12 protein-coding genes are annotated in these 15699 nt (G+C 41.6%); all 12 read left to right on the top strand.

What is annotated here, in order from left to right:
* Positions 1 to 173: 173 nt before the first annotated feature.
* The 12 genes from asd to BK575_RS20175 all read left to right on the top strand — a co-directional run bounded on the left by asd (position 174) and on the right by BK575_RS20175 (position 15539).
* Positions 174 to 1220, top strand: a complete 1047-nt coding sequence (gene asd, locus BK575_RS20230; protein WP_078413182.1) for an aspartate-semialdehyde dehydrogenase — start codon at positions 174 to 176, stop codon at positions 1218 to 1220.
* A gap of 165 nt (positions 1221 to 1385) precedes the next feature.
* Positions 1386 to 2618 (top strand): aspartate kinase, encoded by a 1233-nt coding sequence (gene dapG / locus BK575_RS20225; RefSeq protein ID WP_078413180.1) that lies wholly within the window; start codon positions 1386 to 1388, stop codon positions 2616 to 2618.
* A 12-nt stretch (positions 2619 to 2630) separates the two neighbouring features.
* A complete protein-coding gene (gene dapA / locus BK575_RS20220; protein WP_078413178.1) occupies positions 2631 to 3503 on the top strand; it encodes a 4-hydroxy-tetrahydrodipicolinate synthase in 873 nt (290 codons plus the stop codon).
* Between the two features lie 231 nt (positions 3504 to 3734).
* The gene (locus BK575_RS20215; protein ID WP_078413176.1) at positions 3735 to 5399 is read left to right on the top strand and encodes a ribonuclease J; all 1665 of its coding nucleotides are present in this window, start codon (positions 3735 to 3737) and stop codon (positions 5397 to 5399) included.
* 285 nt (positions 5400 to 5684) lie between these two features.
* Positions 5685 to 6434, top strand: coding sequence for a ClpP family protease (locus tag BK575_RS20210; protein ID WP_078414891.1), 750 nt, complete (start codon positions 5685 to 5687; stop codon positions 6432 to 6434).
* Entirely contained in the window at positions 6431 to 6643 is a 213-nt protein-coding gene (locus BK575_RS20205; protein WP_078413174.1) for a YlzJ-like family protein, read from the top strand. Before BK575_RS20210 ends, BK575_RS20205 begins: the two co-directional genes overlap by 4 nt.
* 302 nt (positions 6644 to 6945) lie before the next feature.
* Entirely contained in the window at positions 6946 to 9291 is a 2346-nt protein-coding gene (locus BK575_RS20200) for a DNA translocase FtsK (protein ID WP_078413172.1), read from the top strand.
* Positions 9292 to 9685: 394 nt separating this feature from the next.
* Complete coding sequence (locus BK575_RS20195; RefSeq protein WP_078413170.1) at positions 9686 to 10411, top strand: GntR family transcriptional regulator; 726 nt, start codon at positions 9686 to 9688, stop codon at positions 10409 to 10411.
* 145 nt (positions 10412 to 10556) lie between these two features.
* Positions 10557 to 11648 carry a BMP family lipoprotein gene (locus BK575_RS20190; protein ID WP_078413168.1) on the top strand — a complete coding sequence of 364 codons (1092 nt, stop codon included), beginning with the start codon at positions 10557 to 10559 and terminating at the stop codon, positions 11646 to 11648.
* 346 nt (positions 11649 to 11994) lie between these two features.
* Positions 11995 to 13524 (top strand): ABC transporter ATP-binding protein, encoded by a 1530-nt coding sequence (locus tag BK575_RS20185; RefSeq protein ID WP_078413166.1) that lies wholly within the window; start codon positions 11995 to 11997, stop codon positions 13522 to 13524.
* A complete protein-coding gene (locus BK575_RS20180; protein ID WP_078413164.1) occupies positions 13521 to 14579 on the top strand; it encodes an ABC transporter permease in 1059 nt (352 codons plus the stop codon). Before BK575_RS20185 ends, BK575_RS20180 begins: the two co-directional genes overlap by 4 nt.
* Complete coding sequence (locus BK575_RS20175) at positions 14580 to 15539, top strand: ABC transporter permease (RefSeq protein ID WP_078413163.1); 960 nt, start codon at positions 14580 to 14582, stop codon at positions 15537 to 15539.
* Positions 15540 to 15699: the final 160 nt, after the last annotated feature.

Below are 15699 nucleotides of genomic sequence, written 5' to 3'. Positions count from 1 at the left end.
GTAAAATAAGTATTTGACTTATTCTTGGGAAGCCAGCATTATTTAATAAAGAAATTTTATGAATTCTTCCTTTCTTTAACGCAATAGTATGATAAAATAATTCATATTATTTTAAAAACAAAATAATGCAGAATCAAGATGTTGTTGATTGAAAACGGTTGGAGGGGACTTAAATGACAAAACAATCTGGATTACATGTAGCGGTGGTAGGAGCAACAGGCGCGGTTGGGCAGCAAATGATCGCAACATTAGAGGATCGCAATCTTCCTATTAGTAAATTAACGCTGTTATCTTCAGCGCGTTCGGCGGGGAAAAAGGTGTTATTCAAAGGGGAAGAGGTTACGGTTCAAGAAGCAACACCAGAAAGCTTTGAAGGAGTTCAAATCGCTTTATTCAGCGCAGGAGGAAGCATTTCAAAAGAACTAGCTCCAGAAGCTGTAAAGCGCGGTGCTATTGTGGTAGATAATACAAGTGCGTTCCGTATGGATGAAAATACACCGCTTGTTGTACCAGAGGTCAATGAAGAGGACCTTAAAGCACACAACGGAATTATTGCTAATCCGAACTGCTCAACAATTCAAATGGTGGCAGCGTTAGAGCCGCTTCGCCAATCATTTGGACTGAAGCGAGTAATTGTTTCAACTTATCAAGCTGTGTCAGGAGCGGGTGCAGTAGCAATTAATGAATTAAAAGAACAAGCAAAAGCTATTTTAAACGATGAGCCGTTCACACCGGAAGTATTGCCTGTCAAGAGTGATGAAAAGCATTATCAAATTGCTTTCAACGCCATTCCGCAAATTGATAAATTCCAAGACAATGGTTTTACTTACGAAGAAATGAAAATGATCAACGAAACAAAAAAAATCATGAACATGCCTGAATTGGAAGTGGCAGCGACATGCGTTCGTCTACCTGTTGTAACAGGCCACTCCGAGTCTGTTTATATCGAACTGGAACAAGACGGGGTAACAGTGGATCAAGTGAAACAATTGCTTGCAGAAGCTCCTGGAATTGTTTTACAAGACGATCCGGAAAATCAAGTATATCCGATGCCGGCTGATTGCGTAGGTAAGCGCGATGTATTTGTAGGACGTATTAGAAAAGACCTAAATAAAGATAATGGCTTCCATATGTGGATCGTTTCTGATAACTTATTAAAGGGTGCTGCATGGAACTCTGTGCAGATTGCCGAATCATTAATCAAGCTCGAACTTGTATAATAGTGTGTGTTCAAAAAAGAGGAGAAAAGAGCCGGGAAGTTGCGAGGAACGTTTACTCGAGTACCAGAGAGGCGATTTGCCCAAGACATTTCCCGGTGACTTTTCTTGGATGTTTTGAACCTCCGGTAATAGATAAGGAAGCGGGCTAACGAGGTGTAAGCGAGTATGAAAATCATCGTTCAGAAGTTTGGTGGTACATCAGTTCGTGACGAGAATGGACGTGAGTTGGCCTACAAGCATATTCAAAATGCGCTTAGTGAAGGATATAAGGTCGTTGTTGTCGTCTCAGCTATGGGAAGGAAGGGCGAACCGTATGCGACAGATACGCTTCTTTCACTTGTAGGTGGAAATCAAGCGTTATTGAGCAAACGGGAACTTGACATGCTTATGTCATGCGGAGAATTGATTTCTTCCGTTGTGTTTACGAACCTGTTGAATAGTCATGGAATTCGAGCGGCAGCTTTGAATGGGGCACAGGCCGGCTTTTTAACAAACAGCGATTTCAATAGCGCCAAAATTATCGAGATGAGGTGCGACCGCTTAGTCGAAGAGTTAGAACGCCACGATGTGGTCGTGGTCGCCGGTTTTCAGGGAGCAACAGAACAGGGAGATACGACAACATTAGGGCGAGGCGGGAGTGATACATCCGCTTCAGCGCTTGGAGCGGCTTTGAATGCAGAGTTTATCGATATTTTTACGGATGTTGAGGGAGTCATGACAGCGGATCCGCGTATTGTGGAAGATGCAAGGCCTCTTTCTGTTGTGACATATAATGAAATTTGCAATATGGCTTATCAGGGAGCCAAAGTCATCCATCCTCGTGCAGTGGAGATTGCCATGCAGGCGAAAGTGCCGATTCGCGTGCGTTCCACTTATTCGGAATCGGAAGGAACACTTGTAACATCCCAAGCAAATGCTAAACAAAGAGGCAGTGATGTTCAAGAACGGCTGATTACAGGCATTGCTCATGTATCGGGTGTTACTCAAATTAAAGTGTTTGCCAAAGAAGGGCATTATGATTTGCAGGCTGAAGTGTTTAAAGCGATGGCCAATGAGCAAATCAGCGTAGATTTCATTAACATTTCCCCAAAAGGTGTCGTTTATACGGTTACGAATGATGTAACGGATAAAGCTGTTGGTGTGTTGCGAGAGCTGGGGTATGAACCGGTTGTGACAAGGGAATGTGCGAAAGTATCGACAGTGGGAGCAGGTATGACAGGAATGCCTGGGGTAGCTGCTAAAATTGTAGGGGCCTTATCAGAACAAGGCATTCAAATTTTACAATCTGCTGATAGCCATACAACGATTTGGGTACTAGTAAAAGAAGAAGACTTGAAAAAAGCAGTAAATGCCCTTCACGATGCTTTTGAGCTTTCAAAAGCAGGAAACGAATATTGAAGGAGTGGAAGTATGATTAATTTCGGGAAAGTGTCGACCGCTATGGTTACACCTTTTGATCATAAAGGAAACATTGATTTTGCCAAAACAACAAAACTTGTCAACTATTTAATCGAAAATGGTACGGATTCGTTGGTCGTTGCAGGAACGACAGGTGAATCTCCTACCTTATCAACAGAAGAAAAGTTAGCGTTGTTTCGGCATGTCGTAGAAGCAGCGGATGGCCGTGTACCTGTTGTCGCAGGTACCGGAAGCAACAACACCCATTCTTCTATCGAGCTGACCGAAAAAGCCGAAGAAACAGGTGTAGATGCGATCATGCTCGTTGCGCCATACTATAATAAACCAAATCAAGAGGGGCTTTATCAGCATTTTAAAGCAGTTGCAGAAAGCACCTCCCTCCCAGTCATGCTTTATAACGTTCCTGGCCGTGCAGTTGCCAAAATCGCTGCAGAGACCATTATTAAGCTGTCTAAACTGCCAAATGTGGTAGCTGTTAAAGAAGCAAGCGGCGACCTTGATGCCATGACAGAAATCATCGCCAACACAGATGAGGATTTTGCGTTGTACAGCGGAGATGATGCTCTGACATTGCCTGTATTGGCAATCGGAGGCACAGGGGTTGTATCGGTGGCCTCTCACGTCATTGGAAATGAAATACAGCAAATGATTGCTGATTTTGAGAAGGGTGACGTAGCACAAGCGGCAAAAGCCCATCAAAAATTGCTGCCGATTATGAACGCGATGTTTGCGGCACCTAGTCCTACACCTGTTAAAACGGCTCTTCAGCTGAAAGGGCTCGATGTAGGATCTGTTCGTTTACCGCTTGTTCCGCTATCAGAACAAGAGCGTACGGCTCTAACGAATGTGCTCCAATCTATTTAAATTGATAGAGTAGAGAAATCTTTAGTTTCTTAAACAGAATATCTGAATGCATATAGAAGATGGTTCAAAAGGTTGATATCAACCTTTTGAACCATCTTTTTTTACTGTATAGATAATAATCCCCCGTTTCATGAAACGGGGGATTATTATCTTGTATTCCGAATATTTCATCAGTTATAATGAAAACAAGTGATTTTGAACGGGTGATGTCAGTCTAGGAGGCAAGAATTCATGATGAAAGAGATAGAGAATATTAAAGTATACATACTAGGTGGAGTAGGGGAAATTGGCAAAAATATGTGCGGTATTGAAATAGACGGTGATATTTTTATTGTGGATGCAGGGTTAATGTTTCCAGAAGATGAAATGCTCGGCATTGATGTGGTTATTCCCGATATCAGTTATCTATTAGAACGGAAAGAGCGAGTGAAAGGCATTTTTCTTACTCATGGTCATGAGGATCATATCGGAGGTCTTCCATTTATCGTGAAGCGGCTGGAAGCGCCGATTTATGGGACGAAGCTAACTGTAGCTTTGGCAAAAGAGCAGCTGGCCGAATATGGTATTACAAAAAATGATTTGTTTCGAACGGTCAATCCCTCTGACACAGTAAGTTTTGATGGAGTGGAAGTATCATTTTTTCGAACGAATTACAGCATTCCTGATTCTATCGGAATTTGTATCCGTACCTCAGAGGGGGCAATCGTGCATACGGGAGATTTTAAATTTGACCAAACACCCGTCGGCTCTCAATTAGCGGATATTGGAAAGATGGCTCAGATTGGAAGGGAAGGCGTTCTCTTCTTGTTATCAGATAGCACCAACGCAGAACGTCCGGGTCATTCCAGTTCTGAAGCGATCGTTGGTCAGGAAATATCAGATGTTTTCTATAATGCGACAGGTCGTTTAATTGTAGCTACCCATGCCTCTCATGTTAATCGTATTCAGCAAGTGGTTGCGGCAGCCCAAAATCATGGAAGAAAAATCGCAGTCGTAGGGCGGAATATATGGAGGGTTATTGAGATTGCTGTCAGTCTTGGCCATATGACGGATGCAGAAGATGTTTTTATTCCCGTGCAGGAAATTGGTAAACATCCCAAAAATCAAGTCGCGATATTAACGACAGGCAGTCAGGGCGAACCAATTGCAGCGCTGGCGAGAATGGCTAAGCGTGCGCATAAATTAGTAAACGTTGAAGAAGGAGACACAGTACTGATTGCGGCAACCCCTGTCCCAGGAAATGAAACTTCTTTTTCGAAGACAATCGATTTGTTGTTTCGTGCCGGTGCTAATGTTGTATACAGCAAAAAGGTCGTACAGCATTCGGATCATGCACATCAGGAAGAACTTAAATTTATGTTGAATTTAATGCAGCCAAAATATTTCCTTCCTGTTCATGGGGAATACCGGATGCAAATGGCCCATGCCAAGCTGGCAGAATCTATTGGTATGGATTCTTCTCGTGTGTTTGTAGTAGAGAAAGGCGATGTGATTGAATTTAAGAATGACCAAGCACGATTGGGAGGAAGAGTCACAGCTGGAAACATACTAATTGATGGACTTGGGGTCGGAGATGTAGGAAATATCGTATTGAGGGACCGTCGCCTTCTTTCCCAAGATGGAATTTTAATTGTCGTTGTCACCATTGAGAAAAAGCGCAAACAAATTACGGCTGGCCCTGAAATTATTTCTCGCGGATTTGTATATGTTCGAGAATCGGAAAAGCTGCTGGAAGAAGCCGCTGGCATTGTCGAACAAATATTAAATAAATGTATGCAGGAACAAATGATTGAATGGTCGTCCTTAAAATCAAATATACGTGACAGCCTTAATCAATTTCTGTTTGAGAAAACGAGAAGAAAGCCAATGATTTTACCAATCATCATGGAAATATAAAGAATGGGACATGGGGAAAGAACCCCCATGTCCCATTCTTTATGTGAAAAAATTTTACCGGGGCCTATGAATGGAGAAAAGCTATGGATAGGATAGACAGTCAATATTAAAAATTAAGTGGAGGTTATAGAAAAAGAATTGTCAGGAGTATTATAATCCAAGGGTATCCATGCTAGTGCTTGTTTAGGGTTGATCGGTCTCCGTTTTCCAAAGGAACAGGGAGGTATGAAAATGGAAGCGGAGTTCATACTAACCATATCATTGATAATGGAAAGGGGAAAAAGTATGTTTGAACAACAAAATACTCAGGCAGAGCAAGAGAATCCGGATAAAAAAGAAGCAGATAAAAGCCAAATTGTTGAGAAATTACAGCAGTTAGGGCAGACAAATGTTCCTCAAATGTCGCAAGATTCCAAAATCCATTGTTTGACGATTGTTGGCCAAATTGAAGGGCATATGCAGCTGCCTCCGCAAAATAAGACAACAAAATATGAACACGTTATTCCTCAAATTGTAGCGATTGAGCAAAATCCTAATATTGAGGGGCTGCTTGTCATTTTAAATACGGTTGGCGGTGATGTAGAGGCAGGGTTAGCCATTTCAGAAATGCTCGCTTCTTTATCAAAGCCGACGGTTTCGATTGTACTGGGGGGAGGACATTCTATTGGTGTTCCAATTGCGGTTTCCACCGACTATTCGTTCATTGCAGGAACAGCAACAATGACGATTCACCCTGTACGCTTAACAGGTTTGGTCATCGGGGTTCCTCAAACATTTGAGTATTTGGATAAGATGCAAGAGCGGGTCGTAAAATTTGTTGTAGGGCACTCGAATATCACGGAAGAAAAATTTAAAGAACTCATGTTTTCAAAAGGAAACTTAACGAGAGATATCGGAACAAATGTGGTAGGGGCAGATGCAGTCGAATATGGTTTGATTGATGAAGTCGGAGGCGTGGGAGAAGCTATTCGCAAATTGAATGAACTGATCGAGCAACGAGGACAAATGACAGAAGGGAAGCCATTACTACAATGATTCTTTATACGATGATGCCTGAGGAACTCGTATTTCCAATCGACATGAGTGTATATGATAAGCAAAAGATTGTACAAATGAATGGGGTGTCCGTCGTCGTTTCTGAAAATGCCCAAAAACAGTATGAAGTCGTTCGGTTATTAAGTACAAATCCCCAAGACTTTTTGAATGAGCAATATTGCCCGGGACAAACTTTCCCGATATATTGAATATCCTCTAACGTTCGTCATATGTAATACAAGACAAACTATGTTATAATAATCTATAGACAGTCCAACTACGCAGCCTTGATTGGCTGTTTTTTTGACACTTACGGAAATAGCCTATTATTATCATAAGGCGGCCTCAAAAATGTGTTCATTTTTTGAGGCCGCCTTATGAGTTGAATTTTTCCGGTGTACCTTCAGTTTGTTGGAGTGTTCAGGCAGGTTCAGCCCATACATAACGAGAAAATAAAGAGAAAAGCTTTATCTTCGTAAATTCATTTTTATGGAGTGATTGGAGTGAAAGAATGGCAAAGCAAAAAAAGAGAAGTGAAGCCAAAAAAGAGGAATGGAAACGAATATTGAGCTTTGAATTAACCGGTCTGCTATTGTTTGCTGTTTCTTGTATTGCAATGGCAAATCTCGGAGTCGTTGGCCGTTCGCTCGCTTTGTTTTTCCGCTTGTTTACAGGTGAGTGGTACATGGTGAGCTTAGTTGCTTTACTCATTATATCGGTTTTTATTATTTTTAAGCTGCGGGGGCCAAAGCTTGTCACAAGACAGCTTTTGGGTATTTATATTTTATTTGCGGCTATTTTACTATTAAGTCATGTTAAATTATTTGAAAATTTATCAAGAGACGGTGCTTTTGCTCATCCGTCTGTCATTTTAAATACATGGGATCTGTTTTTATTGGAAGCAAAAGGCCAGTCTGTTCCCCGTGATCTTGGAGGAGGGATGATTGGAGCCGTTTTATTTGCGGCGTTTTATTATTTATTTGATTCACTTGGGACTCAATTTTTTGCATTCATTCTGATGATCATTGGCCTTATCCTTCTGACGGGAAGATCACTTCGGGAAACGCTGTATAAACTGTTAGCCCCTGTTTTTTCGTTCCTCATCAGTGAAACAAAAGAGGGGTTGCTGGATATAAAAGATTGGTTACACAGATGGAAACATCGACCGAAAAAAGCAAAACCGAAACGTAAAAAGAAAGCGCCTGCCCCTTCAAAAGAAGAGGAGGAAGAAGCACCTGAACATGTTCATGAACATATTGAAATGTCAGGACCTCCCATCATTGAGCATTTCGATAAAGGAGAAGAGGAACCTGCTTCTACTCCAGTTTTCCAAAAGCCTGCAGAGGTTGAACCGCCTTCCAAGTCCAAGACAGAAGAACCTTCAGAAGAAGAAAAGCCTCCAGTAATGACATTTGTCGAGGAGGAAAATACAAAATATCAGCTTCCACCGGTAAGTTTGTTAACAATGCCGAAAAAAAGCAATCAGGCAAAAGAGCATAAAAATATTTATGCCAATGCTCAAAAACTGGAGAAAACATTCCAAAGTTTCGGTGTTAAAGCAAAAGTGGCCAAAGTTCATTTGGGTCCCGCTGTAACAAAATATGAAGTGTACCCGGATGTCGGAGTGAAAGTAAGTAAAATTGTCAATTTAAGTGATGATTTAGCATTGGCGCTTGCTGCAAAAGATATTCGGATTGAAGCACCGATTCCTGGTAAATCGGCGGTAGGAATCGAAGTGCCGAATGAGGAAGTTGCGATGGTTTCATTGCGTGAAGTGCTGGAGGCGAAAGAAAACAATCGTCCCGATGCTAAGCTGCTTATCGGTTTCGGACGAGATATTTCGGGTGAAGCCGTTTTAGCGGAATTAAACAAAATGCCGCATTTGCTTGTAGCGGGGGCGACAGGAAGCGGTAAAAGTGTGTGTATTAACGGGATTATCATCAGTTTACTTATGCGTGCAAAACCTCATGAAGTGAAATTGATGATGATTGACCCGAAAATGGTTGAATTGAATATGTACAACGGCATTCCACATTTGCTGGCGCCTGTTGTAACGGACCCGAAAAAAGCGTCCCAAGCGTTGAAGCGGGTTGTAAGCGAGATGGAGAGACGTTATGAGTTATTTTCCCATACAGGTACGCGAAATATCGAGGGATACAATGAATATATTAAGCGGCATAACCAAGAAGAAGAAGCCAAACAGCCGGGCTTGCCTTATATTGTGGTCATTGTGGACGAGTTGGCAGATTTAATGATGGTCGCTTCTTCCGACGTAGAAGATGCCATCACCCGTTTGGCACAAATGGCGCGTGCAGCAGGCATTCATTTAATTATTGCGACACAGCGTCCATCGGTAGACGTTATTACAGGAGTCATTAAAGCGAACATTCCGTCTCGTATTGCCTTTAGTGTATCCTCTCAAACAGATTCACGTACCATTTTGGATATGGGGGGAGCGGAAAAGCTGCTTGGGCGAGGGGATATGCTGTTTCTGCCTGTAGGGGCGTCAAAGCCTGTTCGTGTGCAGGGAGCTTTCCTATCGGACGAAGAGGTGGAAGAAGTGGTAGATTTCGTCATCTCCCAGCAAAAAGCTCAATATCAAGAGGATATGATTCCTAAAGATATGCCAGAATCAGAAGATGATTTTGAGGACGATTTATATGACGAGGCAGTTGAGCTTGTCGTTGAAATGCAAACCGCATCTGTATCGATGCTTCAGCGCCGGTTCCGCATCGGGTATAACAGGGCAGCCAGACTTATTGATGCCATGGAAGTCCGAGGGGTCGTAGGCCCTTATGAAGGAAGTAAACCGCGTTCTGTATTGGTAAGCCAGTCAAATGAAGATGTAGGATCATAGAAGAAAGGAACATGGATTTTATCCATGTTCCTTTCTTCTGCTTATAACAAGCAATCATAAATAAATTATTATTTTAGAAAGTAAAGGCATATCATACGATAAAAATAGAGAAAACGTATCGTTAAATGTGTTATACTAATTGTCACATATTTTCCATATTTTTGATGTACGGACCTATTTTTTAGTGGAAATGAAGAAAAATGATATATTATAAAATCTTTTTTAGAAAAAGAAAACATCTTTTTTACAAAAGTGTAATATTGTTAAGGTTTTTTTAACAAAATGAATATAACCTATTTATTTATGTGTCGAAAAATGATATATTATTTTCGATTAAAAGAACTAGTCACACATCAGAGGTCTGATGACTAAAGTTCATAGTGGGGGAAGGATAATGTCAATTAAAGCAGATAGTCGACATTTGTATTTGCAAGTGATTGACAAAATTAAACAATTAATTGAAGAAGGCGTTTATAAGGAAAAAGAAAAGCTGCCTTCAGAATTTGATTTATCCAAGCAATTGGGGGTAAGTCGTGCGACATTAAGAGAAGCCCTTCGAATTTTAGAAGAAGAAAATGTCGTGATTCGAAGACACGGTGTTGGAACATTTGTGAATACCCGCCCTACTTTTACATCAGGTATCGAGCAATTGAATAGTGTAACACATATGATTGAGCAAGGCGGAAAAGTGCCGGGAACGGTATTTCATTCCTCTCATGTTCAGGGACCTACGGAAGATGATATGCGCCGCTTCCAATGTTCAGAAAATGATGAAATTTTATACGTAGAGCGCGTAAGAACGGCAGATGGAGAGCCGGTTGTATATTGTGTGGATAAAGTACTAAAAAAATATTTACCGGGTCAATTTTCCCATGAAAGAGAATCGTTGCTGGAAACTTTAAACGAACAGTCCGGCAAGTACATTTCTTATGCAGTAGCGCAAATTGAGCCTCTGGGATATCACGAAAGAATCTCTCCTATATTGGAGTGTGAACCGGAAACCGCTTTACTTGTGCTAAAACAAATGCATTATGATCAAAATGATGATCCAATTTTATATTCCTTGAACTATTTTAAAGCAGATAAATTCAGTTTCCATGTGTTGAGAAAAAGGGTTTAATTCTTTTTTTAGAGGGAACTGTCAGAAGATTAACACTTGGAATTGGAAACACTTTTAAGGAGGTGAATGTTACATAAGTAAATAAATGGTTTCATTTTTTTATGATTGTAACACATAATCCAAATATTTCAGGGGGTCTTACGAAATGGTAAAACGTAAAGCGGGTTTAGCGTTATCACTTGTATTAGCGGCAGGGACATTACTCAGCGCATGTGGATCGAGCGAAGAGGGGGCGAAATCCGGAGAGAACAAAGAAGCTGCCGACTTTAAAGTTGGAATGGTTACAGATACAGGCGGCGTAGATGATAAATCATTCAACCAATCTGCTTGGGAAGGTTTAACGAGATTCGGACAAGAAAATAACTTGGAAGAAGGAAAAGGATATAAATACCTCCAATCAGGCGAAGCCGCAGAATATGAGCCAAACTTAACAAAGTTCTCCGATGCCGGCTATAATTTAACATATGGGATCGGTTTCTTATTGGAAGATGCGGTTCAAAAAGTAGCAGAACAAAATAAAGATGCTCATTTTGCGTTAGTGGACAGCTTGTTGATGGATGAAAATTTCCAACCAGTGTTTTTAGATAACGTAACAAACATCACTTTCCGTGAAGAACAAGGTTCATTCCTTGTAGGGGTTGTAGCTGCTAAACACACAAAATCCAACAAAATTGGTTTTATTGGCGGGGTTGATTCTCCGTTAATCAAAAAGTTCGAAAACGGATTTAAAGCAGGGGTAAAAGCAGTGAACCCAGAAGCTGAAGTATTTGTTCAATATGCAGAAAACTTTAATGCACCTGAAAAAGGCGCAACAATTGCATCTGCAATGTATGACAAAGGTGCAGACATCATTTACCATGCTGCCGGAGGTACTGGTAATGGAGTATTCACAGAAGCGAAAAACCGTAAAAAATCAGGTAAAGAAGTATGGGTTATCGGAGTTGACCGTGATCAGCACGAAGAAGGTATGCCAGAAAACGTAACATTAACATCAATGGTTAAACGTGTAGACGTAGCGGTATATGATGTAACAAAACGCGCAATGGAAGGTGACTTCCCAGGCGGAAAAGAAGTTGTATTCGGTCTTGAAGAAGATGGAGTAGGTATTGCTCCGACAACTGAAAATGTCAGTGAAGAAGCGGTGAAATTAGTAGATGAGTGGGAACAAAAAATCTTAAAAGGTGAAGTGAAAGTTCCTGCAACAGACGAAGAGTTCGCAAGTTTCTCAGTTCAATAATAACTGATTGAGGGGAATGGACCTTTCTAGTGATTCGTTGATGTCACAGCGATTTGGTGAAGGGTCCATTTTGTCTGAATGGATAAGAACGTATAGAGTTTGGAGATGGACGGTGCCAGCCCAGCGTTTTTAGGGCATTGTGCTCTTCCTTAGATAATGTATATTGGCCATATTTTATACTAAATGGATAGCTCGCTTGTGTCGGAACCATAATAAGAATAGTTGATTTAGACTGAGCTTATCATATAGTTGAAAGTATAACTTAAGACTCAGCATTTGCTGGGTTTTTCTACTGTTAGAGGCTTTTTTCCTATTTTAGCCAAGTAACCTATGAGGAGTGAGTAGGTTGGAATATGTAATCGAAATGCTGAACATTCGCAAAGAATTTCCTGGAATTGTGGCGAATGACAATATTACTTTGCAAGTAAAAAAAGGTGAGATCCATGCGCTGTTGGGAGAAAACGGTGCGGGGAAATCGACACTAATGAATGTATTATTTGGTCTTTATCAACCTGAGAAAGGCCAAATTAAAGTTAAAGGACAAGAAGTGAAGATTACGGATCCAAATGTCGCCAATCGTTTTGGAATCGGAATGGTGCACCAGCACTTTATGTTAGTGCAAAACTTCACTGTTACAGAGAATATCATTTTAGGAAGTGAACCGACAAAAGGCGGTAAAATTAACATTGCCGAAGCGGCCAAAACGATTGAAGAGCTGTCAAAGCGTTACGGACTGTCGGTTGATCCATATGCTAAAATCGAAGATATTTCGGTTGGAATGCAGCAGCGCGTCGAAATTTTAAAAACGTTGTACCGCGGTGCGGACATTTTAATTTTTGATGAGCCGACTGCTGCTTTAACGCCTCAAGAAATTACAGAGCTCATTCAAATTTTGAAACGCCTAATTGAAGAAGGAAAGTCAATTATTCTTATTACCCATAAATTGAAAGAAATCATGGCGGTTTGCGATCGTTGTACTGTCATCCGAAAGGGTGTAGGAATCGGCACGGTTACAGTAGCTGACACAAATCCGGATGAACTTGCCGCATTGATGGTCGGACGTGAGGTTCATTTCAAAACAGAGAAGTCAGACGCCAGACCAGCAGAAAATGTATTGGTCGTTCAAAACCTCACAGTAGAAGATTCGCGCGGGGTTAAGGCTGTGAATGAATTGAATCTGACCGTTCGTGCAGGAGAGATTGTAGGAATTGCGGGTGTTGACGGAAACGGTCAAACCGAACTAATTGAAGCAATTACGGGATTACGAAAAATAAAATCCGGATCCATTCAATTAAAGGGAGAAGAACTAACAGCGATACCGACAAGAAAAATAACGGAATCGGGTGTTGGGCATATTCCGCAGGATCGACATAAACATGGACTTGTGTTGGATTATACAATCGGAGAGAATATTGCGCTGCAAACCTATTATCAGCAGCCATATGCAAAGTCCGGCATTTTAAATTATAAAAAGATTTATGAGAAAGCCAAAGCGTTAATTAAAGAATTCGACGTTCGTACTCCAAGCGAGTATACACCAGCTCGCGCGTTATCCGGGGGAAATCAGCAAAAAGCAATTATTGCCCGTGAAGTGGACCGCAGTCCGGATCTTCTCATTGCTGCACAACCAACGCGTGGTTTGGATGTAGGGGCTATCGAATTTATTCATTCCAAACTGGTCGAGGAACGCGATAAAGGAAAAGCAGTGCTGCTTGTATCGCTTGAACTGGATGAAGTGATGAATCTAAGCGATCGGATTGCAGTGATTTATGAAGGAAAGATTGTCGATATTGTTGATCCAAAAGAGACGAACGAACAAGAGTTAGGGCTGTTAATGGCTGGGGGAAAGCGTGAGAAAGTTGGTGGCATGTCATGAGTAAGTTTTTAAAAAACGAGCGTATCGTGAATATTACCATTCCTGTTTTAGCGGCAGTTTTAGGTTTGGTTGCAGGGGCAATCATTATGCTTCTTGGCGGATATGATCCTATGATCGGATATGGAGCGCTTTTGGATGGGATGATCGGAAGCTCAAAATCAATCGGAGAAGTCATTCGCGCCATGTCTCCGCTTATTTTAGCCGGTATAGCAGTCGCATTTGCTTTCAAAACGGGTTTGTTCAATATCGGGGTAGAAGGTCAATTGCTTGTGGGCTGGCTTGCTTCCGTGTGGGTAGGTTATGCCCTTGATTTACCGAAAGTCATTCACCTTCCTCTCGCAATTTTAGCGGCTGCTGTGGCAGGAGCGATTTGGGGATTTATTCCGGGCCTATTAAAGGCCCGTTTAAAGGTGCATGAAGTAATTGTAACCATCATGATGAACTATATTGCCTTATATGTGACAAGTGCTGTCATTAAAACCTTTTTATATGCAGGAAATGAAAAGTCATACAACATTAAAGAGTCTGCTTCATTGGCTTCGCCGTTTCTTGCGTCCATCACAGATAACTCGCGTCTTCACCTTGGTATCATTGTAGCGCTTCTTGCGGCTTTCATTATGTGGTTTTTATTAAACAAAACGGCAAAAGGATATGAGCTTCGTGCTGTTGGATTTAACCAGCATGCTTCCCAATATGCGGGTATGAGTGTAGCGCGAAACATTGCGCTATCCATGGCCATTTCAGGAGCATTTGCCGGATTGGCCGGCGCAATGGAGGGGCTTGGTACGTTTCAAAATATGAACAGCCTTTCTGCCTTTACGGGCACGGGCTTTGACGGTATCGCGGTAGCGTTGCTGGGAGGAAATACCGCTGTTGGGATCATTTTAGCATCAGCGTTATTCGGCGGGTTAAAAACAGCGGCCCCGGAAATGAATTTTATGGCAGACGTTCCTTCAGAGCTGATTGATATTGTCATCGCTTTAATTATTTTCTTCGTAGCGTCAAGCTATATTATTCGCTGGTTCTTTAACCGCTTAGGCAAGGAGGGGAAATAGATGAGCGTATTAGATATTTTTGCCACTATTATTCAGGCCACTTTATTAACGGCTGCCCCGCTGGTTTTTACGGCACTTGGCGGTGTATTTAGTGAACGTTCAGGTGTCGTTAACATTGGATTGGAAGGATTAATGTTATTTGGCGCATTTACGAGCATTCTTTCTACTTTAATGTTACAAGATACATTAGGTGCCGTTTCGCCGTGGGTATCCATTCTGGTTGCAGCAGTCGCTTGTGCCATCTTCTCGCTCATTCATGCGGTTGCTAGCATCACCTTAAAAGCAGATCAAACTGTAAGCGGTGTGGCGCTGAACTTTTTAGCTGCGGGTTTATCCGTCTTTTTAATCAAAAAGATTTTTGGGAAAGGCCAAACTGATTTTATTCAATTTCGTATCAATAAAGAGAGCATTCCGGTGTTGTCTGATATTCCGGTAATCGGCAAAATCTTTTTCTCATCAATCCCGCTAACATCGTATATTGCTATTATCGTTGCGTTCGTCGTATGGTACGTCATTTATAAAACGCCGTTTGGCTTACGCCTTCGATCTGTAGGGGAGCATCCGATGGCGGCTGACACCATGGGAATAAATGTGACGAGAATGCGTTATACGGGGGTTATGCTTTCAGGCCTTTTTGCTGGAATAGGGGGAGCGGTATATGCGACATCCATTTCTGGAAACTTTGCGGGCGGTACCATTTCGGGACAAGGTTTCCTTGCGCTTGCAGCTATGATATTCGGTAAATGGCATCCGCTTGGAGCGCTTGGAGCCGCGCTATTCTTTGGACTGGCCCAGTCATTAAGCCTTATCGGTGCACAAATTCCATTATTAAAGGATATTCCGACGATTATCTTAACAATTGCTCCTTACGTGTTAACGATTTTAGCACTGGCAGGATTCGTAGGACGTGCTGAAGCTCCAAAAGCATTGGGAACGCCTTACGAAAAAGGGAAACGTTAAAAACATTCCGCCTTCATGGCGGAATGTTTTTTTTAGGAGTGCATTTACTTTTTTTAACATAAAAAATAATAAAGGAATCTTTTTATTGAATGACGATTGGGATGTTAGCAAGGAAGAGGGTTTAAAAGTTGAAAATGTTTCCATATGTTCGATATAGTAT

The sequence above is a fragment of the Priestia abyssalis genome (assembly GCF_002019595.1).
Taxonomy (GTDB): domain Bacteria; phylum Bacillota; class Bacilli; order Bacillales; family Bacillaceae_H; genus Bacillus_BA; species Bacillus_BA abyssalis.
The sequence above is the reverse complement of the archived record's forward strand: the minus strand, read 5'-3'. Positions and strand labels throughout refer to the sequence as shown.